The organism is Clostridium cellulovorans 743B (assembly GCF_000145275.1).
Taxonomy (GTDB): domain Bacteria; phylum Bacillota; class Clostridia; order Clostridiales; family Clostridiaceae; genus Clostridium_K; species Clostridium_K cellulovorans.
In genome coordinates this window covers 4,954,878-4,979,916 of sequence record NC_014393.1, presented here as the reverse complement: position 1 = coordinate 4,979,916, position 25,039 = coordinate 4,954,878, and the positions used below count along the sequence as shown (strand labels likewise).

General features: G+C 31.7%; 13 protein-coding genes. 11 read left to right on the top strand and 2 right to left on the bottom strand.

What is annotated here, in order from left to right; genetic code table 11:
• Positions 1-19 precede the first annotated feature (19 nt).
• From CLOCEL_RS20595 to CLOCEL_RS20585, 3 genes are all read left to right on the top strand, one after another.
• Complete coding sequence (locus CLOCEL_RS20595; protein WP_010074134.1) at positions 20-208, top strand: hypothetical protein; 189 nt, start codon at positions 20-22, stop codon at positions 206-208.
• Positions 209-768: 560 nt separating this feature from the next.
• Positions 769-3,609: a CBM35 domain-containing protein gene (locus CLOCEL_RS20590; RefSeq protein ID WP_010074133.1), complete on the top strand. Its 2,841-nt coding sequence runs from the start codon at positions 769-771 to the stop codon at positions 3,607-3,609.
• Between the two features lie 323 nt (positions 3,610-3,932).
• On the top strand, positions 3,933-4,643 hold the full coding sequence (locus CLOCEL_RS20585) for an MBL fold metallo-hydrolase (RefSeq protein ID WP_010074132.1): 711 nt from the start codon (positions 3,933-3,935) through the stop codon (positions 4,641-4,643).
• Positions 4,644-4,846: 203 nt separating this feature from the next.
• Here CLOCEL_RS20585 and CLOCEL_RS20580 read toward each other — a convergent pair whose 3' ends face one another.
• Entirely contained in the window at positions 4,847-5,677 is an 831-nt protein-coding gene (locus tag CLOCEL_RS20580; RefSeq protein WP_010074130.1) for a formamidopyrimidine-DNA glycosylase, read from the bottom strand.
• A 267-nt stretch (positions 5,678-5,944) separates the two neighbouring features.
• Between CLOCEL_RS20580 and CLOCEL_RS20575 the strand changes: the two genes are divergently transcribed.
• The 8 genes from CLOCEL_RS20575 (at position 5,945) to CLOCEL_RS20545 (ending at position 24,032) form a co-directional block, all read left to right on the top strand.
• Positions 5,945-6,706: an exodeoxyribonuclease III gene (locus CLOCEL_RS20575; RefSeq protein ID WP_010074129.1), complete on the top strand. Its 762-nt coding sequence runs from the start codon at positions 5,945-5,947 to the stop codon at positions 6,704-6,706.
• 3 nt (positions 6,707-6,709) lie between these two features.
• Positions 6,710-7,831 carry a tRNA 2-thiouridine(34) synthase MnmA gene (gene mnmA / locus CLOCEL_RS20570; protein ID WP_010074128.1) on the top strand — a complete coding sequence of 374 codons (1,122 nt, stop codon included), beginning with the start codon at positions 6,710-6,712 and terminating at the stop codon, positions 7,829-7,831.
• Between the two features lie 158 nt (positions 7,832-7,989).
• On the top strand, positions 7,990-9,279 hold the full coding sequence (locus tag CLOCEL_RS20565; protein WP_010074127.1) for an O-acetylhomoserine aminocarboxypropyltransferase/cysteine synthase family protein: 1,290 nt from the start codon (positions 7,990-7,992) through the stop codon (positions 9,277-9,279).
• A 222-nt stretch (positions 9,280-9,501) separates the two neighbouring features.
• The gene (locus tag CLOCEL_RS22945) at positions 9,502-9,639 is read left to right on the top strand and encodes a hypothetical protein (protein WP_010074126.1); all 138 of its coding nucleotides are present in this window, start codon (positions 9,502-9,504) and stop codon (positions 9,637-9,639) included.
• Positions 9,640-9,788: 149 nt separating this feature from the next.
• Complete coding sequence (locus CLOCEL_RS20560; RefSeq protein ID WP_010074125.1) at positions 9,789-13,112, top strand: S8 family peptidase; 3,324 nt, start codon at positions 9,789-9,791, stop codon at positions 13,110-13,112.
• Between the two features lie 464 nt (positions 13,113-13,576).
• Complete coding sequence (locus CLOCEL_RS20555) at positions 13,577-17,479, top strand: S8 family peptidase (RefSeq protein WP_010074124.1); 3,903 nt, start codon at positions 13,577-13,579, stop codon at positions 17,477-17,479.
• Between the two features lie 333 nt (positions 17,480-17,812).
• Positions 17,813-21,724: a S8 family peptidase gene (locus tag CLOCEL_RS20550; RefSeq protein ID WP_010074123.1), complete on the top strand. Its 3,912-nt coding sequence runs from the start codon at positions 17,813-17,815 to the stop codon at positions 21,722-21,724.
• 466 nt (positions 21,725-22,190) lie between these two features.
• Complete coding sequence (locus tag CLOCEL_RS20545; RefSeq protein ID WP_010074122.1) at positions 22,191-24,032, top strand: Ig-like domain-containing protein; 1,842 nt, start codon at positions 22,191-22,193, stop codon at positions 24,030-24,032.
• 236 nt (positions 24,033-24,268) lie between these two features.
• Here the strand turns inward: CLOCEL_RS20545 and CLOCEL_RS20540 are convergent, their stop codons facing one another.
• Positions 24,269-24,787, bottom strand: a complete 519-nt coding sequence (locus tag CLOCEL_RS20540) for a L,D-transpeptidase (protein ID WP_010074121.1) — start codon at positions 24,785-24,787, stop codon at positions 24,269-24,271.
• Between the last annotated feature and the right edge of the window lie 252 nt (positions 24,788-25,039).

Below are 25,039 nucleotides of genomic sequence, written 5' to 3'. Positions count from 1 at the left end.
TTAAAAGGAGGATTTTTTTATGAAGGGTTTTGTAAACATTAAAGAACTTTCAGAAATCAACGGAGGAAGTAGCTTAGTAAGCAAAAAAATAGATTCAAGTACTATAATAACTATTAAATATGGTGTGCTTGTACCTACTGAACCAATAGCTATAATGTATGGAGTTAAACCTTTATACGGAATACCACCTATTACTTCATTAAAATAGAATGAAACTGAAAAATAGAATGAAACTGATCTTAACATATAGAGTTTAATTGAGTTTCTATACAATGTCATACATAGAACAATTTAAATCATAGACTACATGGAAATTATGCTTAGGTAGAAAAGATAATTTTATTATAGAAATTTATGCTATATATGTAGAATCTAATTTTATTTTATTCATAGTTATTCTTAAGGAGTAATTAAAAGGGTAAGGTATTTTAGAAAGTTGGTAAAATTTTAAGAAATATCCTATAGTGTAGGCTCCATAAAGAGTCTGCCTATAGGATATTTTGTTTATAAAAATGTAACGTTAATGGTCTTATTAAGATACTTTTAAGTAAGAAAGTGAATAAGTATCGAAAAATATTTACACTATTGTTATTGGTTGGTTTATATGGAGATTAGTATACATCTATAAAAATCTATATTTAGGTAGTATAATTAATTTAAGGGCTATATACAAGATAATGGTGAACATTATAATATGAGAAGTGAGGAGGTTAAAAATAATATAGTTCCAATTAATAAAAAAAGTAAAAGTTAAAGGGAGAGAAATTTATGGTAAAAGGAAGAAAGAAGGCTATAGGTTGCTTAGCAATGACAGCAGCAATCACAGCTTCAACAATTCAAATGCCTCTTGTAGCAGCTAATGCAGAAACTACTGCTACACCTGTAAGATACGAAGCAGAAAAAGCAACATTAACTGGCACAGAGGTAAAAACAGGAACTATTTTTTCTAATGGAGCAGGTGTAGATGGCTTCGATACTGCAGGTGATGCTGTTACATTTAATGTAAACGTTGAGCAAGCAGGAAGATATAATATTACAATAGGATATGCAACACCATATGGACAAAAAAATAATACTTTGGTGGTTAATGGTTCAGTAATTTCTGATTGTGTATTTCCAGCATCTGATACGGTTAAACAGTTAACAGTGAACAATATATCTCTAAAAGCTGGAGCAAACACTATAGCTATTGTTAACTCGTGGGGATGGATGCAAGTAGATTATATCGATGTGCAACTTGGTGAAGCCAGAGGCCCATTAACTCCAGTTCAACCAAATTTAGTAAACCCATATGCTAGTACAAGCACGAAAGCATTGATGAAGTATTTGACAGATAACTATGGAAGCAAGATAATAACTGGACAACAATCAGGCGGCTTAGATGAAATAAACTATATCTACAGCCTTACTGGAAAACTTCCAGCTATCCAAGGTTTTGATATATTAAGTGGTGATGCTGATATAGAAAAAGCTAAGACATGGGCTAGTTATGGTGGTATTGTTGAATTATGTTGGCACTGGAGAGCTCCAAGTGGTGGTAGTGATTTCTATACAAATGGGACTACCTTCGATATCACAAAAGCAGTAACTCCAGGTACTGCAGAAAATGCTTTAATTCTTAAAGATATTGATGCAACAGCAGCGAAACTTAAAGTATTACAAGATGCAGGAATTCCTGTGCTTTGGAGACCACTTCATGAAGCATCAGGTGGCTGGTTCTGGTGGGGCGCTAAAGGTGCTGAACCACTTAAACAATTATATAAAATCCTTTTTGATAAATTAACTAATGAATATAAATTAAACAACCTTATATGGGTTTGGACAAGCGGTACTGATGCTTCTGCATCAACTTGGTATCCTGGTGATGCATATGCAGATATTATAGGAGTAGATAACTACCCACAAACTCCAGATCATGGATCTTTCGTCAACAGTTTTGATACGTTAGTAGCATTAGGTGCTAAGAACAAACTTGTAACAATGAGTGAAAATGGACCAATCCCAGATACAGATAATCTTCAAGCTGATGGTGCAGCATGGTCATATTTTTCAACTTGGTCTGGAAAATTTATAATGGATGAAAAAGAGAATACAAGTGATTTAATTAAAAAAGTATATACCAGTGATTATGCTTTAACTTTAGATGAAATTCCTTCAGCAAGTATATATGGAAAAGCTCCATTACCAGTATGGGCAGCAAAGCCATTACCTACAGCAGCTCCAATTCCAGAAGGATACACAGTTTTTGAGGCTGAAAAAGCAGTTTTATCTGGATTAACTGTTGATAACAGTAATAAAGGATATTCAGGAACTGGTTATGTTGGAAACTTTGGTGGTGCAACTGATAACCTTTCACTAAATGTAACTGTAGATAAAGGTGGAGAATATAGTCTTATAGTAAGACATTCAGCACCATACGGAAGTAAAGAATATAATGTTCTTGTAAATGGAGCAGTAGTAGCAACAAATAAAATACAAGAATCAAGCTTATTTACTGATTCAACAGCAGTTACTGTTAAGCTAACAGCAGGAGCTAATACAATTAAAATCGATAGAGGTTGGGGTTGGTTCAATGTTGACTGCCTAATGTTAAAACCTCTAAATGGTCAAGTTATAGGTGGACCAACTACACAAGTAATTCCAGAGGGTTATACAGCATATGAAGCAGAAAATGCTACTTTAACTGGAGTTGAAGTTGGAAACACAACAAAAGGTTTTTCAGGAACAGGTTACGTTACAAGTATCACAGATGACACTGATAAAGTTGATTTTAAGGTAAATGTAAAAGAAGGTGGAACTTATAGTCTTCTTGTAAGACATGCAGCTCCATACGGAGATAAAGCGTATAATGTTCTTGTTAATGGAACACAAGCTGGAACAAATAACATTACTGAATCTACTGAGTTTTCTAATTCTGCAGAATTAAAGATCGAATTAAAAGCAGGAGATAATACTATAACAATTGACAGAGGTTGGGGTTGGTATGAACTTGATGCAATAATGTTAAAAGCATTAAGCACTCGTCCAGAATTAACAATTCCAGAAGGTTATACTGTATATGAAGCAGAGAAAGGTACATTAAACGGAACTGCAGTTGCAACTGCAATGCAAGGATTCTCTGGAACTGGTTATGTAACTAGTTTCGAAGATGATACAGATAATCTTGCTATGAATGTAAATGTAGCAGCTGCTGGAACATATAACCTTATAGTAAGACATTCAGCACCATATGGAGCTAAAGAATATAATGTACTAGTAAATGGTACTGCAGTGGCAACAAATAAAGTTGCAGAAAGCACTTATTTCAGTGATACTACTCCAATTGAAATTAAGTTAAACGCAGGAGACAACACTATAACTATTGACAGAGGTTGGGGTTGGTTCAATGTTGACTTAATTATGGTTAAACCAGTTAGCGTAGTTACTACATATTCATTAGGTGATGTTAATAAAGACGGAAAAGTAAATGCTATAGATTTAGCTTTTGTTAAGAAGGCAATTTTAAATGGTACTACTGATAGTATGGACTTAACAGTAGCAGACATGAACAAAGACGGAAAAATAAATGCTATAGACTTAGCTCTTCTAAAAAAGAAACTTCTTAGCTAAGAATTAGCAACGTAATTTATATACAATTAATAGTTAAAATCAATTAATCAATCAAAAGGTCGGTCATATCATATGTAAGTATTATCTTATTTGATATGGCCGACTATTTTATTTATATATATTCTGATCAAAAATCTGAAATGTTTTTATTAATGTGGTAAGAATTAAATGTAGAAATATTAAATTATTGATGTTTAGAATTTAAGTTACTCAAGAAATCTTTTGGATTTATTACAAAGGTATAAGAATACTAATTTAATCAATGACTTGAAGTGTAGACGATGAAATCTATAGATTAATATTAAAGAAAGAAGGAGAATATTATGCAAGAATTGAAATTCATAGGAATAGGGAGTGCCTTCAATACAAAGCTTGGTAATACAAGTGCCTATATAAAGAAAAATAGTAGTTTGATTCTTATTGATTGCGGTGGTACAGTTTTTCATAAGCTTAGAGAAATAAATATGTTTGATGGGATTGAGGATATATACATATTTGTAACCCACACGCATCTCGATCATGTAGGGAGTCTTGGAGATGTAATATTCTACGCGCATTATATTTTAGGGCAAAAACCCAAAATATTTTTCCCTAATAAGGAGCAAATAGTAAGTTTTTTGATAAATGTTGGTGTAACCAGTGATATGTATGAACTAAATAGTAACGATTTTACTAAGATTGATGATATAGAATTTGGAGAAATTAACATAGAGTTTTCTCAAAATACTCATGTAGCTACAATGCCAACATATGGATTTGTCATGAGTATGGATAAAGAAGCGTTTTATTATAGTGGTGATTCAAATGACATAAACAATGTGATATTAGATAGGTTTAATAATGGACAGATTCAATGGTTATATCAAGATACCTGTGGACTAGATTATCAAGGAAATAGCCACTTATCTTTAAAAAAACTTTCTGAAAAGATCCCGAGAGAATTAACAAATAGAGTTTATTGTATGCATCTTGATGAGCATATATCTGAAGAAATAATAAGAGACAAAGGGTTTAATGTTGCGTGTATATCATGAGAAAATTAACGTAGTTTAAGTTCAGTTTGTGATGGTTTAGTAATAAATATAATTAGGGAATAGGTAGAAAATCTCACTATTTAACTAAGTGTATAGCTAAATGGTGAGATTCATTAAGCTATTAGTAAAAATTCAAGCTACTGTAGAAATATTTCTTTCTACTTTATTTCCAATACAGCTTATTATGTGGAAAAAGATTATTATTATAGCTTTTGGCAATTAGGACAGAAGTATATGCTACCACCTAAGTAATTTGCTTTTTCTATTATTTCATCGCAAGAAGGGCAAGAAGAACCCACTGTATTTTTGCTCATTCTTGTTTTATACCCACCATTATTTCCAAATAAATCTTTCTCAGTATCTCTTCCGTTTAACTCAACCATCTCTAATAAAACTTTCTTAATATTTATAAATAACAGTTCTTTATCTCCAGTAGCTAAAGAATTAATTTTACGCTTCGGGTGAAGTTTTGATTGCCAAAGGATGTCTTGAAGTACACCATTTCCGAGTCCAGGGATTCTTTGTTCAGTAGCTAAAAAGGATTTTGTACTCAATTTTTGTATATCTGGAGAATTAATTAACTTGAAGAAATAATTCTTATCGAACTCATCACATAAGGGTGATGGTTTGTCTTTAGCAATATCATAATAAGGATTTTTAAAATCACTGTTTTCATTAAAACACCATATACCACCGTACATTTGGACTGATGCAGTAACAGATGAAGAATCCTCAAATTTAAGAAGAAGTTGATGCTTGGGTGGAAGTTTTTCATTAGGAGCATTATATTTTAATGATACACCATCAGCAAATAGAAGAATTGAAGACTCAACTTTAATCTCTATCATTCCACCATATGGTGTAGCTTTATGTATAGTTTTATCTACAAGTATTTTATTATATTCATTTGGATCACCATGGAACCATGCAAACTTATGTGGAGAATGATTAGATATAACACCTATAATTTTTTTGTTTCTTAATACTTCGCTAATCTGAGTTGAAAGTACTGAAGACTCTGGAATTTCAAGCATTAGTATTCCTCCTAATTTACTTAGTATATTTTTCATTATATATAGGATAACAAATTAAGAAATAATTGTATATAAAGTTACATCAATACCGGAATATGAAATGAATTTGATGGTGAAATATTGTTTATATAAATGATTAAAAAAATAAATTTATGAATAATTACTATTTGAGATTAATAATCCGTACATTTAAAATAATAGCTGGTTAATTAATAGTTATACGTGATAAAATACAAATAGACTTAAGATATGGAGGGAGATGAACTTTTGAAACTAATATCTTGGAATGTAAATGGAATTAGAGCCTGTGTGGAAAAAGGTTTCTTAGATTTCTTTAAATCTGTAGATGCAGATATATTTTGTTTACAAGAGACTAAACTTCAACAAGGTCAGATAGATTTAGATTTAGAAGGTTATGAACAATATTGGAATTATGCAGAGAAAAAAGGTTACTCTGGAACAGCAGTGTTTACAAAGGAAAAACCTTTATCTGCATCATACGGACTTAATATAGAAGAACATGATAAAGAGGGAAGAGTTATTACTTTAGAGTATGATGATTTTTATCTTGTGACAGTATATACTCCTAATTCAAAAGAAGAATTAGCGAGACTTGAATATAGAATGGAATGGGAAGATGCCTTTAGAGCATATTTAAAGAAACTTGAGAAAAACAAACCTGTGATAGTTTGTGGGGATTTAAATGTAGCGCACAAAGAAATAGACTTAAAAAATCCAAAGACAAATAGAAAAAATCCTGGCTTTAGTGATGAGGAGAGGGCGAAATTTTCGGAACTTTTAGCTTCAGGATTTATAGATACATATCGTTACTTTTACCCAGATAAAGAAGGGGCATATTCTTGGTGGTCATATAGATTTAATGCTAGAACTAAGAATGCAGGGTGGCGTATAGATTATTTTGTAATATCTGAGGAGCTTAAAGATAAACTTGTTAGTGCAGAAATACATAATGAAATTTTAGGTTCGGATCATTGCCCTGTGGAGCTTGTTATAAAAAGGATGGTTTAGCAAATGGAAAAGGAAAACAAGAATATTAAAGTAGTTTTAGGGGTTTCAGGGGGAGTTGATTCTTCTGTGGCTGCATTAGAACTAAAAAATCAAGGTTATGATGTTATTGGTGTATTTATGAATAATTGGGATGATGAGGATGAGAACGGCGTTTGTACATCAGTCCAAGATTTCGAAGATGTTAGAAAAGTCTGTGATAGTATTTCAGTTCCTTACTACTCAGTAAACTTTCAGAAAGAATATTGGGATAGAGTTTTTGAATATTTTTTAGCAGAGTATAGAAGCGGAAGAACTCCTAACCCTGATGTAATGTGTAATAAAGAGATTAAATTTAAGGCATTCTTAGATTTTGCACTTACTGTTGGGGCTGACTATATTGCTATGGGACATTACGCTCAGGTAGATTTTAGAGATGGAGAATATAAATTATTAAGGGCGGCTGATGAGAATAAGGATCAAACTTATTTCTTATGTAAGCTTAATCAATATCAGTTATCTAAAAGTATGTTCCCAATTGGACACTTAAGAAAGCCAGAAGTAAGAGAGAAGGCAAGAGAAGCAAACCTTGTTACAGCTACTAAAAAGGATAGTACAGGAGTGTGTTTCATTGGTGAGAAGAATTTCAGACAATTCTTAAATAATTATCTTCCTGCTAAGTCAGGTCCCATGATGACCTTAGATGGTAATGTTATGGGGGAACATATTGGACTTATGCACTATACACTAGGACAAAGAAAAGGGCTAGGCATAGGTGGAGCTGGAGAACCTTGGTTTGTAGTGGATAAGGATTTGAAAAAGAATATATTATATGTAGTCCAAGGAGAACAAGATCCTAGATTATATTCTTATGGTTTAACAGCAGTAGAAGTAAGTTGGATAAGTGAGAAAGAAAAACCAAAAACCTTTAACTGTACTGCAAAATTTAGATACAGACAAAAAGATCAAGGAGTTATCGTTCATCAAAGAGAAGATAATACTTGTATTGTAGAATTTATAGAACCTCAAAAAGCTATAACGCCAGGACAAATTGTAGTTTTCTATGATGGAGACGAATGTTTAGGTGGAGGAACTATAGATAAATACTATAAATCCAAGCAACATCTACAAGCTGTCTTAAATAAATAATTAGGAACAATTTCTTAACAAGACTAAAATTTTCAAGAAGAATTTTAGTATTTATTATTGAAACATAGATATTAAAGATTTGCTAACAGAAATTTCTACGCACCTTTGAGTTAAAGCAAAGATTTATACATGTTATATATATAATGGAGGATGAAAAAATGAGTGAAAGAGAATTAAGTTTTGACACATTACAAGTTCATGCAGGTCAAGTGCCAGATCCTACAACTGGTTCAAGGGCAGTTCCAATTTATCAAACTACATCTTATGTATTTAACAATACAGAACATGCAGCAAATCTATTTGCTTTAAAAGAAGAAGGAAATATTTATACAAGAATGGGAAATCCTACAACAGATGTATTAGAAAAAAGAATAGCAGCTTTGGAAGGTGGAGTTGGAGCATTAGCTACAGCTTCAGGTACTGCAGCAATTACTTATGCAGTACTAAATCTTGCTAATGTTGGAGATGAAATAGTTTCAGCAAGTACTTTATATGGTGGTACATATACACTATTTGCTGCTACATTCCCTAGATTTGGGATCAAAGTTAATTTTGTAAATCCTGATGATCCAGAAAACTTTAGAAGTGTAATTAATGAAAAAACAAAGGCTGTTTACATAGAAACAATAGGTAACCCTGGAATAAACCTTGTTGACATAGAAGCAGTAGCTAAAATCGCTCATGAAAATGGAGTTCCATTAATTGTTGATAATACTTTTGGAACACCATATTTAATAAGACCAATAGAATATGGTGCGGATATCGTTGTTCATTCTGCAACAAAATTCATAGGCGGTCATGGTAGTTCTATCGGTGGTTTAATTGTAGATTCAGGAAAGTTTGATTATGCAAAGAGTGGAAGATTCCCTGGTTTTACAGAGCCAGATCCAGCTTACCATGGAATTAGATATTCACAAGATATTGGTACTGCAGCTTATATTTTAAAAGCTAGGGTTCAACTGCTTAGAGATACAGGTGCTTGCATAAGCCCATTTAACTCTTTCTTATTACTTCAAGGCTTAGAAACATTATCCCTAAGAGTACAAAAACATGTTGAAAATTCAAGAAAGATAGTTAAATTCTTAAGTGATCATCCAGCAGTAAGTTGGGTAAATTATCCAGAACTTGAGGAAAGTAAATACAACAGTCTAGCAAAGAAATACTTCCCTAAGGGTGTTGGATCTATATTCACTTTTGGAATAAAAGGTGGTTTAGAAGCAGGCAAGAAGTTCATTGATAACTTAGAAGTATTTTCATTGCTTGCAAATGTTGCAGATGTAAGATCGTTAGTAATTCATCCAGCAAGTACAACTCATTCTCAACTTTCAGAAGAAGAACAAAAATTGGCAGGGGTAACCCCAGACCAAATAAGAGTTTCAGTGGGAATTGAGGATGCAGATGACTTAATTTATTATTTAGATAAGGCTTTGAAAATAGCAGTTGAGTAAATTATAAGGTTTATATTTTGTTCCTCAAAGAGATATCTTTCTTCTTGAGGAACTTTTAAGTTTAAGTTTTTATAAAATTATGATATATGAGTTTGGATAAAGAACCTTCATTGGTTATATTGATTTGTTAATATTTTCATAGAATTTTAATGAAGCTTCAATGATGGAACTTATATATTTTGATTTTTGAGACTAGTGTTATTGAGACAATTGGTATAAGTAATGAATATTAAAAAAGTTGCAGTTAATATTAAAAGAATAAGAATATTAAAGATTGAAAAAAGTAATATGGAAAGCGATTCATATCTAGGTTATGGTGACCATAGCATCCAAGAGATTTATCTTGTAATCATAAGATAAACTAATTAAAATTAAAATATTATAGACTAAAGGTAAAAAAAATAGTTTTTAGGGGGAGAAGGATAGTAAATATATTTTATTATAAGAAATATTACAAAAGAATAGTGATGATGTAGTTTGTTACAAACTCATTAGAAAGGTAGAAGCATATGAAAAAGCAGTTTTTAAGAATGGTAGGTATAAGTCTATTTTGTTTGAGTTTACTTAATATAGAAGGTATAGACTTAGTTTATGCAGCTAACTATGAAGAAAGAAAAGTATATATTACCTCACAAAAAGTTGATTATATAAAAGACAAATCTAAGATAGAAGATTTCTATTCAAAAAAAGAAAATGTTATTGAAAATGAGATTATCGTAAAATATAAAGAGGATGAGAAAAAACCTAGCGTATTTAGCTACTTTTGGGGAAAAAGCAATAATAAAGAAAAAATCCAAAAAATCAAGGTTAAAAGCAAGTCAGAATTAGATCAACGGTTAAATGAGCTACAGAATGATCCAAATATTGAATATATACAACCTAACTATAAGTACAAAAAATCAGAGTTAACTAAAAGTAATCAATATAATAGTGTTAATGCTATGATGTTAAGCACTGGGGTTAGTGAGAAGCAATGGTATATGGATAGTTTAGGTATTCCTGGTGTTTGGACACAGAGCACAGGTGCTGGAGTTAAGGTGGCAGTTCTTGATACAGGGATTGATACAACGCATGAAGATTTACAAGGAAAAGTAATAGGTGGGAAAGATTTTACAAATAGTGGCTCATATATGGATGATGAGGGTCATGGAACTGCAATGGCAGGAATAATTGCTGCAGATAGAGCAAATGGAATAGGAGTTTCAGGAATAGCTTATGATGCCAAAATATTATCGGTAAAGGTATTAGATAGTAGAGGCGAAGGAGATACGCTAACTACTTCTGAAGGAATAAAGTGGGCTGCTGATAATGGTGCGAAGATATTAAATCTTAGCTTAGGAGGCGATTCTAGTGATCCTATTTTAGAGGATGCAGTAAATTATGCAGTTTCTAAAGGATGTGTTATTATAGCAGCTTCAGGAAATGATGGTGTGTTTGGTGTAGGTTATCCTGCTGCTTATAATAATGTTATTGCTGTTGGAGCAACTGATGAAGCAAATCAATGGAGTAATTTTTCAAATTATGGAGATGAACTTGATGTAGTTGCGCCTGGTGTAAATATTTATACAACGGCTCCAAAGTCTCTAGTTTATCAAACGTACAATGTATACCAAGGAACATCACCTGCAACTGCAGTAGTTTCTGGACAAGTATCATTAATTTTAAGTAAACAACCTCAATTAACTGTAAGTGATGTTTTAAAGAAAATTAAGGATTGTTCTTTTAGATTAGCTAAAACTTATCCAGATATATTTTATGGACAAGGCGTATTAGATGTTAGTAAAGCAATTACTGGAGTTGATGGAACGTTAAATTATGCAGTTTTGGCTAGTAAGAATGATAATACTATAGGTTCTGCTAGGGAGATAACTAGTTCAACATCTTTTAGTGATTCAATAGCTTCTGAAACTGATGCAAACTGGTACAAGTTATATGTGCCTAGTAATACTGTTGCAAAGATAAAGTTTAGCAGTGGAAATAGTGGGCTTAGTGCAGAAATATATAGAAATGACCATAAATCTTTAGAGAATATTATGTTTCCTTTTAATGGATTATATGTAAATGAAGAATATTATGTGAGTAATTATTTTTCACCAACATATTATTATGTGAAAATTATGGACAATCTATCACCAACAAATAGTTGGAATACAGTTATAGAATATAAGTCTATAACTGATCCTGTAATTCCAAAGATCCAATCTTTAAAATACAGCATTGATACTTTAAAACAGGATGCAGTTGTTACTGAAAACACATTAAATATTGGTGGATGGGCTTTATGTGAAGACTTGATTGGAAACGTAAAGGTTAAGATAGATAATGAAATTTACCAAATCGAAAATGGGGTTATTAGACAAGATGTCTTTGAAGCATTTCCAGAGTATTATGATATAAGGGCAGGCTTTAATGGAACTATTGATTTAAGTCAATTAGCTTATGGAAAGCATACATTGACAATGGTATTTACAGATATGATAGGTGCAGTAACATCTACAAATCCTATTACATTTACTATTGCTGATACATTAAAGTATAGTATAGATAATGTAAAGCCAGGAATGCAAGTTACAAGTAACTCTCTACCAGTTGGAGGATGGGCATTAAGCAAGGTTGGAATAGCTAAAGTTGAGGCTGTAGTAGATAATGATACACCTGTAGAATTAAAATATGGTACATCAAGAATAGATGTGTATAATGCATTTAAAGATTATAATAATATGACTTCAGGTTTTGGTGGAAATTTAGATATACGAAAATATGGCTATGGAACTCATAGTTTAAGATTAAAATTAACGTATTTGGGAGGAAGAACAGCTTTTTCAACTCCAGTTAATTTTACTATTGTAAGTACTTTAATAACAAGCATGGACACTGTAAGAGAAGGGAGTATTGTTATGGGAACTACATTAGGTATAGGCGGATGGGCTCTTAGTAAAGCCGGGATTTCAAAAGTAGAAGCAATAATTGACAACAATACGTCTTCCATTATGACCTATGGAGCAACTAGAATGGATGTATATAATGCTTTTAAGGGATATAACAATAGTAAAGCTGGCTTCAATGGTACACTTGATGTGGGGAAACTTTCTTATGGTGAACACTATTTAAAATTGAGAATTACTGAAGGGAATACAAAAGTCACTGTTTTAAAACCAGTGAAGTTTATCGTGCAAAGTCCTATATATAGTATAGATACACCTATTAACGCTAGCACTATAGCAGGAAATACCTTAGGTGTTGGTGGTTGGGTATTAAGCAAAGCGGGGATACAAAAGGTTGAAGTACTAGTTGATGGAGTTAGGTACAAAGAACTACAGTATGGTATAAATAGGCCTGATGTATATAATGTCTTTAAAGAATATAATAATCAGAATTCAGGTTTTAATGGGACTATAGATATTAGTAAATTGCCTTATGGGATTCATCATATTCAGTTAAAAATTACTGATAAAGTGGGAAGAGTAAATAACTCTAAGGCAGTTTCAGTCAATATTGCAGATACTAAGAAATATGCTATTGATTCACCTCAAAGTGGAAAAATCGTTGTAGGAAATACTTTAAATGTAGCCGGTTGGGTATTAAGTAAGACTGGTGTTGTTAAAGTAGAAGCTTTAGTTGATGGTGTAGCATATAATGTCCAATATGGTATAAACCGATTAGATGTATATAATGCATTTAAAGATTTTAATAATAAAAGTTCAGGGTTTATAGGAACAGTAGATGTAAGTAAGTTATCATTAGGAAATCATTCTTTAGTTATGAGATTTACTGATGCTAGGGGGCAGATTTTACTAACTGAGGTTCGTACATTCAGCATTCAAAAGCCTTAGAAGAGAAAAATCAGACATTTCATAAAGAGAAATTAAGTTAAGCTTGAACTTGAACTCTATAGGAAAAGTTGAACAGAATAATAATAATGAAAGCTATGTCAAAAGTAGATGAATACTTAGGCATAGCTTTTTTTATATTAATCCTATTATATAAAAACTATTCAGAAGCGAGACATAGAATAAATGTTTGATAACTGATGATTAAGTGCTAGAGCGGAAGAAGTTTCACAGAATTATATAATAACCTATGTATTTTGTAAAAAATATTTACAAAATAGAGCATATAAGATATTATAATCTCAGTAATATGAAATTTATACATAAAAGTGTTTAATTGTAAAAAGTATGAAAATACTATGTTATAACAATGTAAAAGGAGGTATATTTTTAGCGTAATATGCTAATTATAATAGCTATTTCAAATGTTGGAGATTGTAAGAAACATATTAGAAAGGTTGGTTAAATTGAAAAAAAGATTATTTGGCACACTAATTTTTGCTTTGTTTTTTATCAATGCAGTTAATTTAATAGATACAACTGTTTTAGCAGATAGTTCTGTAAAACAAAAAATTGATATAGAGGGTTTTAAGACTGATGAAAGAAATATTGTGAAAAATGAAATTATTGTTAAATATAAAAGTAAAGAAAATAATTCAAATGTATTGAGTTATTTTTTAGGTTCAAAAAAAAGTGAATCAAAAATTGAGAAAATAAAAGTTGATAACAGAGAACAGTTAATGCAGCGTATAGAAGAGTTGAAAAATGACTCAAACGTAGAATTTGTTCAACCAAATTATAAATATGAAAAGTTTGATATGATAGATACTCAAAGCAATAATGCTATGACTACTAATAGTGGTTTGAGCGGTAAGCAATGGTATTTAGAAAATTATCAAATTCCACAGGTATGGGATAAAAGTACTGGAAAAGGTGTAACAGTGGCAATTCTCGATACGGGAATAGATAGTAGTCATGAAGATTTAATTGGTAAGGTTAAAGGTGGAAAAGACTTTACTGGTACAGGCTCATATCTCGATAATAACGGTCATGGAACAGCAATTGCTGGCATAATTGCTGCGGATAAGGCTAATAATATCGGAATTACTGGAGTTGCTTATGATTCAAAGCTTTTGTCAGTTAAAGTACTTGATGAGAATGGATTTGGAGATACAGCTACCATAGCACAAGGAATAAGATGGTCTGCTGATAATGGTGCAAAAGTTTTAAATATAAGTTTAGGTTCACTAGAAGATGACCCTATATTGGAGGAGTCTGTTAATTATGCGGCTTCGAAAGGTTGTATCCTCGTGGCTGCAACTGGAAATTATGGTTTCCAAAAAGTAACTTATCCTGCTGCGTATGACAATGTTATAGCAGTTGGTTCAGTAAATGAAACAAATCAATGGTGCTATTTTTCAAGTTACGGAAAAGAATTGGATATAGTTGCTCCAGGCACAAAAATATATTCTACTGTACCAGCGGCAAAGTTTCCATCAAAATATGAAGCTGTGCTTGGAACATCAGCTTCTTCAGCAATAGTTTCTGGACAAGTCGCACTGATGGTAAGTCAAAAGTCCCAGTTAACTGTACAGGATGTCTTAGATAAAATTAAGAATTCTTGTTTTTCGTTATCTGATTCTTTGTCGAATATGTTTTATGGATATGGACTTTTAGATATTAAAAAGATAGTTACAGGTGTTTCTGGACAATTACCAACAACAGTAATTGGTAATAATGATAATACTATTAATGAAGCAGAAAAAATAACGGGACCAAAAGCATTGGTCAATAAGTTAAGTTGTAATTCAGATGCAAATTGGTATAAGGTAAGTATACCAGCAAATTCTGTAGCGAAGTTTACATTCAATACTTTAGATAATGGGATTTTGGCCAATGTATTTTCGGATAAGTTCTCTTCTACAGATAACATTTTTGTTGTTATAGACCAAAGTGAATATTATATATCAAATTATAATAAAGATAAAACGAAAAATTTCTATTTAGAAGTATATAACCCTTTTGTAGAGAAAAGTAATTGTACTATAAATATACAATACTTGTCGATTAAGGATACTTCGATTCCTAAGGATTCAACCTTGAAATATTCTATAGATAGCCCAAAACAAGGACAAGTTATTGCTGGAAATACATTAGATTTAAGTGGTTGGGCTATAAGTAAGTTAGGACTCGCCAATGCAAAGGCTATAATTGATGATCAAATAATGGATATAAGAGTGGGAGTGAAAAGGCCAGATGTACTTAAGGCTTTTAGTGATTATGGTGATGAAAATTCAGGTTTTAGTGGCTCTTTGAATTTAAGTAAGTTTTCTTATGGTAGTCATAAATTGAAGCTAGTGTTTACTGATAATAGAGGTGTTACCCAATTTACAAGCCCTATAACATTTACTATTAAGGATACACTTAAGTATAGTATAGACACTGTAAAATCAGGAACGAATATTACAGGTAAATATTTATCACTAAGCGGATGGGCTTTAAGCAAAGCTAGTATAGAAAAAATTGAAACTTTAATAGATAATAATAAAGTTGCAGAATTAAAATATGGAATCGCAAGAAACGATGTATATAATGTTTTCAAGGAATATAATAATAAAGATTCAGGATTTATTGGGAACATAGACATCACTAAATATAACTATGGTTCGCACATTCTACAATTAAGAGTCATTTACAAAGGTGGTAGAACACAAGTTACAGAGCCGGTAAGTTTTAACATCAGTAGTACTTTAAAGAGTTGCTTAGATAGTTTGAAACAAGGAGACATAATAACAGGTTCTTCATTAGACGTTAGCGGATGGGTATTAAGTAAGGTTGGAATAAAAAAGGTCCAAGTAATAATAGATGATAAAGAGGCTGTAGACGTAAGTTACGGAAAATCACGTACTGATGTATATAATGCCTTTAAAGATTATGAAAATAAAAATTCAGGTTTTACAGGAAATGTAGATATAAAGAATTTATCATATGGGGAACATAATTTAAAAATATTAGTAACTGAAGCTGGTGGCAAAACTAGTACTTTGAGTAATACGAAATTTATAGTTAAAAACTCATTATATTGTGTAGATTCTCCAACTTCAGGAAAAGACGTAACTGGTAACATTTTAAACATCAGCGGTTGGGCAATAAGCAAAGCTGGTATAGGAAAGGTCGAAGTTATTATCGATGAAACAATTGCTCAAAAATTACAATATGGATTAAGTAGACCAGATGTATATGCAGCATTTAAAGGATATAATAATCAAAACTCCGGGTATTTAGGATCAATAGATATTAGTAAGTTATCGTATGGTATTCATAATTTACAAATAAAGGTCAGTGATAAAGTTGGAAGAACAACTATTTCTGAGATAATTAAGATTAATATTATAGAAGAAAGAAAATATGCAGTAGATTCTCCACAAAAAGGAATGTCTTTAAGTGGAGGTAATCTTGAAGTAGCCGGTTGGGTATTAAGTAAGACTGGTATTACAAAAGTTGAAGCAGTGATAGATGGAGTGGCTAAAGATATTCAGAATAAACTAAGTAGACCTGATGTATACGGTGCATTTAAAAGTTTTGGTAATCAAAATTCAGGTTATAAAGGTAAAATTGATATAAGTAAGTTACCATGTGGAGATCATTCATTAACTATAAGATTTACTGATGCGAGAGGTTTAGTTACAATGTCAGAGGCTGTTAACTTCAATATACAGAATACTCTTAAGTATAGTATTGATTTTCCATGTCAAGGTTTGATAATTCCGACGAATAAATTAGAAATCGGAGGATGGGCATTAAGTAAAACTAAGATTACAAAGGTAGAAGCAGTAGTAGATGGAATAACACAAAGTTTAATTTATGGATTAAGCCGTCCTGATGTTTACAAGATATTTTCAGAATACAATAATGAAAATTCAGGTTTTTGTAGTTCTATAGATATAAGCAAATTTCACTACGGAAATCATTATTTGGTTATAAAATTTACCGATGAAAGTGGAAGAGTGTCTAATTCCAATACGGTGGTATTTAATATTCCAAATACAGTGAAGTTCAACATTGATACTCCAAAGAACAATATAAAGGTTACGGATAGTACTTTAAAAGTTAATGGATGGGTGTTAAGTAGAAATAGCATAAAAAAGATAGAAGTATTGATAGATGATAAGTTAGTGCAAAACGTGAAATATGGAGTAAGCAGACCTGATGTATATAAAGCATTTAGCTATTATGACAATAAAAATGCAGGTTTTACTGCAAGTATAGATATAAGTAAGTTTAATAAAGGAGTTCATAGCTTAGTTATTAGATTTACTGATGGTGGTGGCAGAACTAACTTTTCAGACAAATTGACCTTTTCATACTAAAATATAATTTGATGATAAATTAAGGAACTTTTTTTGGGAAGCAAAGATTTATAAGCTTCCCAAGAAGAGTTTTTTTTATAAATAGCAATCTATATAAATTGGTATTAAATATTTTAAATTAATAATTGTTAAGATGAGTTTTCTAGGAACTAAAGACTAAATATAAACTCTATATATACAGGTAAAATTAACTTGTATCACTAAGTAAAGGTAGTGTAGAATATTAATAATATGTTACAAAAGAATAAACATAATAGGGGATGTGAGAAAAGATAATATAATATTTTGGTAGTTACTAGAAGTTTTAAAAATACAATAAAGGGGTAAAAACATTTGAAGAAAAGATTATTAGGATTACTAATTAGTGGTTTAGTTTTAGTGAATCTGCTAAACATTACGCAAACAGAATCGGTTTTAGCAGATACTAATGTAGAGAAGAAGGTTAATGTAGAAGACTTTTATACTGATAGAGAAAATATTGTTGAAAATGAGATTATAGTAAAGTATAAAAGCGAAGAAAATAAATCAAAAATATTAAAATATTTCTTTGGTTCTAAGAATAATGAAGTAAAAATTGAAAAGATTAAAGTTGGAGAAAATGAGCAACTAGAGGATCGTATAGAGGAACTTGAAAATGATCCAAATGTTGAATTAATTCAACCAAACTATAAATATGAGAAGTTTGATGTATCAAATAAAGTTGAAAATAATACAGTTCAAGCTATGGGCGCAATTAGTAGTGTAAGTGACAAGCAGTGGTATTTGCAAACACTTAAAATTCCAGATGTATGGTCAGTAAGTACTGGAAAGGGTGTTACTGTAGCAGTAATTGATACAGGAATAGATACAAGACATGAGGATTTAGTTGGTAAGGTAATAGGTGGAAAAGATTTTACTGGTATTGGTTCATATGAGGATAATAATGGACATGGTACACTTGTAGCTGGAATTATTGCAGCAGATAGAGAAAATAATATTGGAGTTTCTGGAATCGCATATGACGCCAAATTATTGTCAGTTAAGGTTCTTAATAAGGATGGTGTTGGTGATACTAACACTATAGCAAACGGTATAAAGTGGGCAGCTGATAATGGTGCAAAGATATTAAATATCAGCTTAGGTACTGGAAAGGATGATGCTATATTAAAGGGAGCAGTTGATTATGCTGTTTCAAAAGGCTGTATACTTATTTCAGCATCAGGAAACTTAGGTTTTCAAGGTGTAAATTATCCCGCAGCTTATGATAATGTTATAGCTGTTGGAGCAACAAATCAATCTAATCAATTATGCTACTTTTCTAATTTTGGTAAGGAAGTTGATGTAGTTGCACCAGGGGCAAACATATACTCAACAGTACCTAACGGCATATTTGGAACAAAATATCTTAGTGCAGAAGGAACATCTGTAGCCACAGGAATGGTTTCTGGACAAGTTGCTTTAATGTTAAGCAAAGAGCCACAATTAACGGTGACTGATATTCAAGACAAAATTAAAGAGTATTCAAACCGATTATTGGTAGATTCTCCAAATCAGTTTTATGGAAGTGGAATATTTAATGTTAAAGCTGTATTAACAGGAGTATTTGATAATATAACTACTGGGTACGAGGATGATAATATTCCTTCAAATCCACGAGGAATATATAATTCAAAACCAGCATTTATTTGTGAACTAAATCCTGTTGGTGATGTTGATTGGTACAAGCTTCAAATACCAGACAATACTGTAGCAAAAATTACAATGAATACTGCAGATAAAAATTTATGGGTAAATATTTTTTCTGATAGTTTATATTTCCCAGATAGATTTATACAAATTGGAGATAGAACAGAATTTTATATATCCAACCATTATCAAACTAGGGATTTCTATTTAAAAGTATTTAGTTATAGTGAACAAATCAGTAGTTGTGCTATAGATATACTATACTTACCAGTTGATCATACTTCAATTCCGAAAGATCAAACCTTGAAATATAGTATAGATAATCCAAGTCAAAAGAAAGTGATCACAGGAGATACCTTAGATATAAGTGGATGGGCTTTAAGTAAGTATGGTATTAATAAGGTAGAAGCTTTAGTAGATAATAGAGGTATAGAAATAGATTATAATTTAAATAGACCAGATGTATTTGGCGCTTTCCCAGCCTATGGCAATAAACAATCAGGCTTTGCGGGGAATTTAGATATAAGTGATTTACCATATGGAAATCATGAGTTAACTTTGATGTTTACAGATGAAAGAGGGATAGTTAGTTTTTCAGATACTGTTAAATTTACTACTATCAATACATTAAAGTATAGCGTGGATACTGTAAGGCCAGGAATGGATGCCACAGGGAATACTTTATCACTAAGTGGATGGGCATTAAGTAAAGCATGGATAGCTAAAATAGAAGCTGTTATAGATGGTGGTAAAACTCAAGCATTAAATTATGGTTTAGCTAGAACCGATGTATATAATGCTTTCAGGGATTATAATAACAGTAAGTCAGGTTTTAGTGGAAATATGGATATCAAAGAATATGCATATGGTCCTCATACATTGCAACTAAAGGTTACTTATATAAGTGGAAGAGTAGAACTTACACCAGCAATAAACTTTAATATTCGTGGTACTTTAAAAACAACATTAGATAGTGTTAAAGAATGGGATTTAGTTACGAGTTCAAGTTTAAATGTTAGTGGTTGGGCAATAAGCAAGTCAGGTATAGAAAAAGTTGAAGCAATCATAGATGATAGAACTCCAGTCCAATTAAAGTATGGAGTATCTAGAATAGATGTATATAATGCTTTTAAAGATTACAATAATAAAAGTGCAGGTTTTAGTGGTAGTGTAGACCTTACAGGTTTGGAATATGGAAATCACTTCTTAAAAGTAAAAGTAACAGAAGCTGGGGGAAAGGTTACATTTCCCGTTGGAATTTGGTTTGACGTAAAGAATTCTATATCTAATATGGATTCACCTGGCTATAATAAGACTTTTTCAGGAAAGTTCATAAATGTAAGCGGATGGGCGTTAAGCAAATCAGGAATAAAGAAAGTTGAAGTTGTAGTTGATGGACAGAAAACTTACCAACAAATAGAATATGGTTTAAATAGACCAGATGTATATAATGCGTATAAACAATATAATAGTCAAGCATGTGGCTTTAGTGGTACTATAGATATTAGTAAATTATATTATGGTTCTCATTATTTTAACATAATAATTACTGATGGAGTAGGAAGAACTCAATCAGTAGCTTTTGTTCCGTTCGATGTTGAAGACTCAACCCAATATTCTATAGATACTCCGCAAGCTGGTAGGACAGAGATTACAAATACTCTAGAAGTTGGTGGATGGGCTTTAAGTAAGCGAAATGTAGTTAAAGTTGAAGCATTAATCGATGGAGTGCCTCAAGACCTTAAATATGGATTGAGTAGAACCGATGTATACAATGCATATAAGGAATATAATAATAAAACTTCAGGCTTTAATGGTAAAGTTGATATAAGTAAGCTACCATATGGAACCCACTCTTTAGCGATAAGAATTACTGATGCAAGTGGATTTCAGAAAGTATCAGAGACTATTAAATTTAATGTCCAAAGTACCTTGAAATATAATATAGATACACCAACCCAAGGAAAGTTAATTACTGGAGATGTATTAAATGTTAGTGGTTGGGCGTTGAATAAGTCTAAAATCACTAAAGTACAGGCTTTAGTTGATGGAGTGCCATATGACTTAAAGTATGGAGTAAGTAGACCAGATGTCTACAATGCCTTTAAAGATTATAATAATGGAACTGCAGGGTTTAATGGAACAGTAGACATTAGTAAGTTGGATTATTATAAGCACAAGTTGGTATTAGTGTTTACTGATAGTACTGGTAGAACTATTAATTCAAATGAAGTAATATTCAACAGACAAAACACTTTAAAATACAGTATTGATACCCTTCAAAATGGAATAACAGTTACGGGAAATACTTTAAATATTGGTGGATGGGCATTGAGCAAGGCTGGCATATCAAAGGTTACAATGGTTATAAACAGTACTGTTTATGAATGTGAATATAACATAAGTAGACCAGATGTGTATAATGCTTTTAAAGACTACAACAATCAGAAGGCAGGTTTCAGAGCAGCCTTAGATATAAGTAATCTGACGACAGGTACCTATCATACACAATTTAGAATTGTAGATGGAAATGGAATAGAGACTTCCACAGATCCTTGGATTATGTATGTAAAAAAGTAACTAAGTAGAACTTTAATAAAGTTAACAATGGACTAGATAGACCAGATGTATATATAGCTTACAAGGAATATAACAGGAAAAATACAGGTTTTGCAGGTAAGATTGATGTAAGCAAACTTACTAAAGGCAATCATAGTTTAGTTGTTAGATTTATTAATTCAAAAATGGGAGTGACATTATCAAAGGAAGTTACATTTACTTTATAGAGAACTTTCTTAATAAAAAATAATTAAAAGTTTAGAAAGAATATATAAATTAATATATTGGACAATAGAAAAGTAAAAGGGGTTGTTGTATTAGTGGTTAAAAGCACTAATGTAACAACCCTGTGCTCTTTTGAACTATATGATCGTGCCAAGAGGAGTGTATTTTACTTATTAGTGAAAGGATTCAAAATGAACACTATAAAGAGTTATGAAAAAATATACGACAATTAAAATGGAAAAAAATATAAGGAGGGTGAAAAATGAAAGTGAAAAAGTGGAAAAAAGTTTTTGTAGCAATCTTGACATTTATGATTATTTTTCAGAATTTTGGTGTTTCAGCAGTAACTACTATTCCAGTTACAGGGGTAACTTTAGACAAACTAAGTGGAACTATACCAGAAGGTGAAAACTTAAAGCTTACAGCAATAGTTATGCCTACAAATGCAACGAATAAAAAGGTTGTATGGACAAGTAGTGATGAAAGAATAGCTAAAGTTGATCAAACTGGACAAGTAACAGCAGTAGCACCAGGTAGTACTAGAATAACCGCTACAACAGAAGAAGGAAGTAAACGCGTTTCTAGTATTATAACTGTTAGTACTAAAGTAAAAGGTATATCATTAAATATTGCAAAAGCACAAATATCTAAAGGCGGATACATATTCTTAAAGGAAACAGTAACACCTACAAATGCAGCAAACAAGAAGGTGACCTGGACAAGTAGCAACACACAGGTAGCCACTGTAGATGCAACTGGTAAAGTTATAGGGATACAACCAGGGGTAGCTATAATAAAAGCAAAGACTCAAGATGGGGGATATGAAGCAACATCAACAATCACAGTAATAATTCCTACTACAATGATAAAACTTGATAAGACTGCAGCAAGTATCACTAAAGGTAAAAGTATTACACTTGTTGCAACGGTAGGACCTAATGATGCGACAAACAAGAAGGTTACATGGAAAAGTAGTAATACAGCAATAGCTACAGTTGATGCAACAGGAAAAGTAACAGCTATAAGTTTAGGTAATGCTATTATAACGGTAACCACAGAAAATGGAGGTAGGATAGCATCTTGTGCAGTAGCAGTAGTTCCACCAATTGCTTCAGTGGTATCAGATAGGAACACAGCTGAAGTAGATATAGGTAAGACAATAGCATTATTAGCAACAGTGTATCCAACCAATGCAATGAATAAAAATATTACTTGGAGTAGCTCAAATCCAAGTGTAGCTACGGTTGATGCATTAGGAAAAGTAACAGCAGTATCTGTTGGAAGTGCAACAATAACTGTAACAACTGTTGATGGTGGACTAAAAGCACAATCTGTGATAAAGGTAATAAATCCAGTAACAGGAGTTAATATTTCTCAAAGCATAGACTATATTCAGGAGAATGGTACATATCAATTTTTAGCATCAGTACTTCCAAGTAATGCAACTAAGACGTCAATAAAATGGTCGAGCAGCGATGAGAAAATTGCAAAGGTAGATGCAAATGGACTAGTTACAGCAATGGCACCTGGAACTTGTATGATAATAGCAACTTCAGAGGATGGAATTAGAAAAGCAGCTCGTGTTATATCTGTAACACCAAAAGTTCAAGGGGTAAAAATAGATAGAACCTCTGTAACAATGAATAAAACAGAAAATCTGCAATTAAAAGCTACTGTAATGCCATCTTCAGCATTGAATAATCATGTTATTTGGACAAGTAGCAATACAAGTGTAGCAACTGTAGATATTACAGGAAAAGTAACAGCTGTATCTGTTGGAAATGCTACTATAATTGCTACTACACAAGAAGGTGGATTTGTAGCAACTTCACAAATAACAGTTGTAAACTCAATTAGATCTATTTTACTTGATAAAACTAAAGCAGCGATAAAAGCAGGACAAGATCTAGCGTTAGTATTAACTATTACGCCAATTGATGCTACTAATAAAAATATAATCTGGTCAAGTAGCAACACGAATATTGCTGTGGTAGACAGCCAAGGGGTAGTTACTGGAGTTTCTCCAGGAATCGCTACTATATCGGCAGTAGCTGAAAGCAATAGTAATAAAAAGGTTACTTGTGTAGTAACAGTAACAAATTAAAATTAAAGATTTAAATAATCTTACTAATCAATTAAAGTTTTAAAAGTAAGCATTAGTTGATGAGTAAATTTTGTTAACTAAATCGAGGATTTAGAGTGAAAAAAGGGGATTTTTCAACTTGGGTTGAGGAGTAAGCTCCACCAAGTAAATCAAAGATTTAGGGTGAAAAAAGGAAACTCCTCAACTTAGGTTGAGGAGTAAGTTCCACCATCTAAATCGAAGATTTAGGGTGCCACTTATGTGATGTATACGCCGGTGTTTTTAGGGATGTTATCAAAAATCCACTTCGCATTAAAAAGTGATAGTCTTATACAACCATCAGAAATGGCCATGCCAAGTCTACCATCTCGTATAGTTCCATCTAGATTATAGAGGATTGAATGAAACAAATAATTGTCTTTATACTGGGTGTAATATCTAGCTTTATAACCTTTTTCAGTACCGAAAAATAGGCCTTTAATGCCTATAGAAAAAATACCTTCAGGGGTAGGGGTTGAAGGTTTTCCTATGGAACATAAAAAACTTTTTAATAGAACCCAGCCATTATTTTTATATTGAAACACATTAACCTTAAAATTTCTTTTATCTACCCAAATAAAATATCCTGTTTTATTTTGAAAATTTTTACCATTTATTAAGGCCTCTGTAGATTTTGGATAAGCTCGGTCTTGTTTTACCATATCAGTTGCCATATCTATTACTGGTTTTACCACTGAATATGTGAGTTTTAAAGATTTTTTTATTAGTTGTTCCAATAGCATCACCTAGAATAATTATTACTATATATAGTATATTACAGATTAAAGTTTTTGATATTATGGATTAAGATAACATGATTTTAACTTTATATAGGAATCTATTGATTAAAGCGATTGGTACTTTTATCAATGATAAAGTTTGATAAGCAAATTTAAAGATGTTAGTATGGTTATAGATCTGATATAGGGATGTAAAAATAATGTAGGTATTATATAATAAAATATTTTGATGTTATATTTTATTATAAC

Coding starts and splice junctions, on each gene's coding strand:
- CLOCEL_RS20595 (WP_010074134.1), top strand. CDS start 20: ATGAAGGGTTTTGTAAACATTAAAGAACTTTCAGAAATCAACGGAGGA.
- CLOCEL_RS20590 (WP_010074133.1), top strand. CDS start 769: ATGGTAAAAGGAAGAAAGAAGGCTATAGGTTGCTTAGCAATGACAGCA.
- CLOCEL_RS20585 (WP_010074132.1), top strand. CDS start 3,933: ATGCAAGAATTGAAATTCATAGGAATAGGGAGTGCCTTCAATACAAAG.
- CLOCEL_RS20580 (WP_010074130.1), bottom strand. CDS start 5,677: ATGCTTGAAATTCCAGAGTCTTCAGTACTTTCAACTCAGATTAGCGAA.
- mnmA (WP_010074128.1), top strand. CDS start 6,710: ATGGAAAAGGAAAACAAGAATATTAAAGTAGTTTTAGGGGTTTCAGGG.
- CLOCEL_RS20565 (WP_010074127.1), top strand. CDS start 7,990: ATGAGTGAAAGAGAATTAAGTTTTGACACATTACAAGTTCATGCAGGT.
- CLOCEL_RS22945 (WP_010074126.1), top strand. CDS start 9,502: ATGAATATTAAAAAAGTTGCAGTTAATATTAAAAGAATAAGAATATTA.
- CLOCEL_RS20560 (WP_010074125.1), top strand. CDS start 9,789: ATGAAAAAGCAGTTTTTAAGAATGGTAGGTATAAGTCTATTTTGTTTG.
- CLOCEL_RS20545 (WP_010074122.1), top strand. CDS start 22,191: ATGAAAGTGAAAAAGTGGAAAAAAGTTTTTGTAGCAATCTTGACATTT.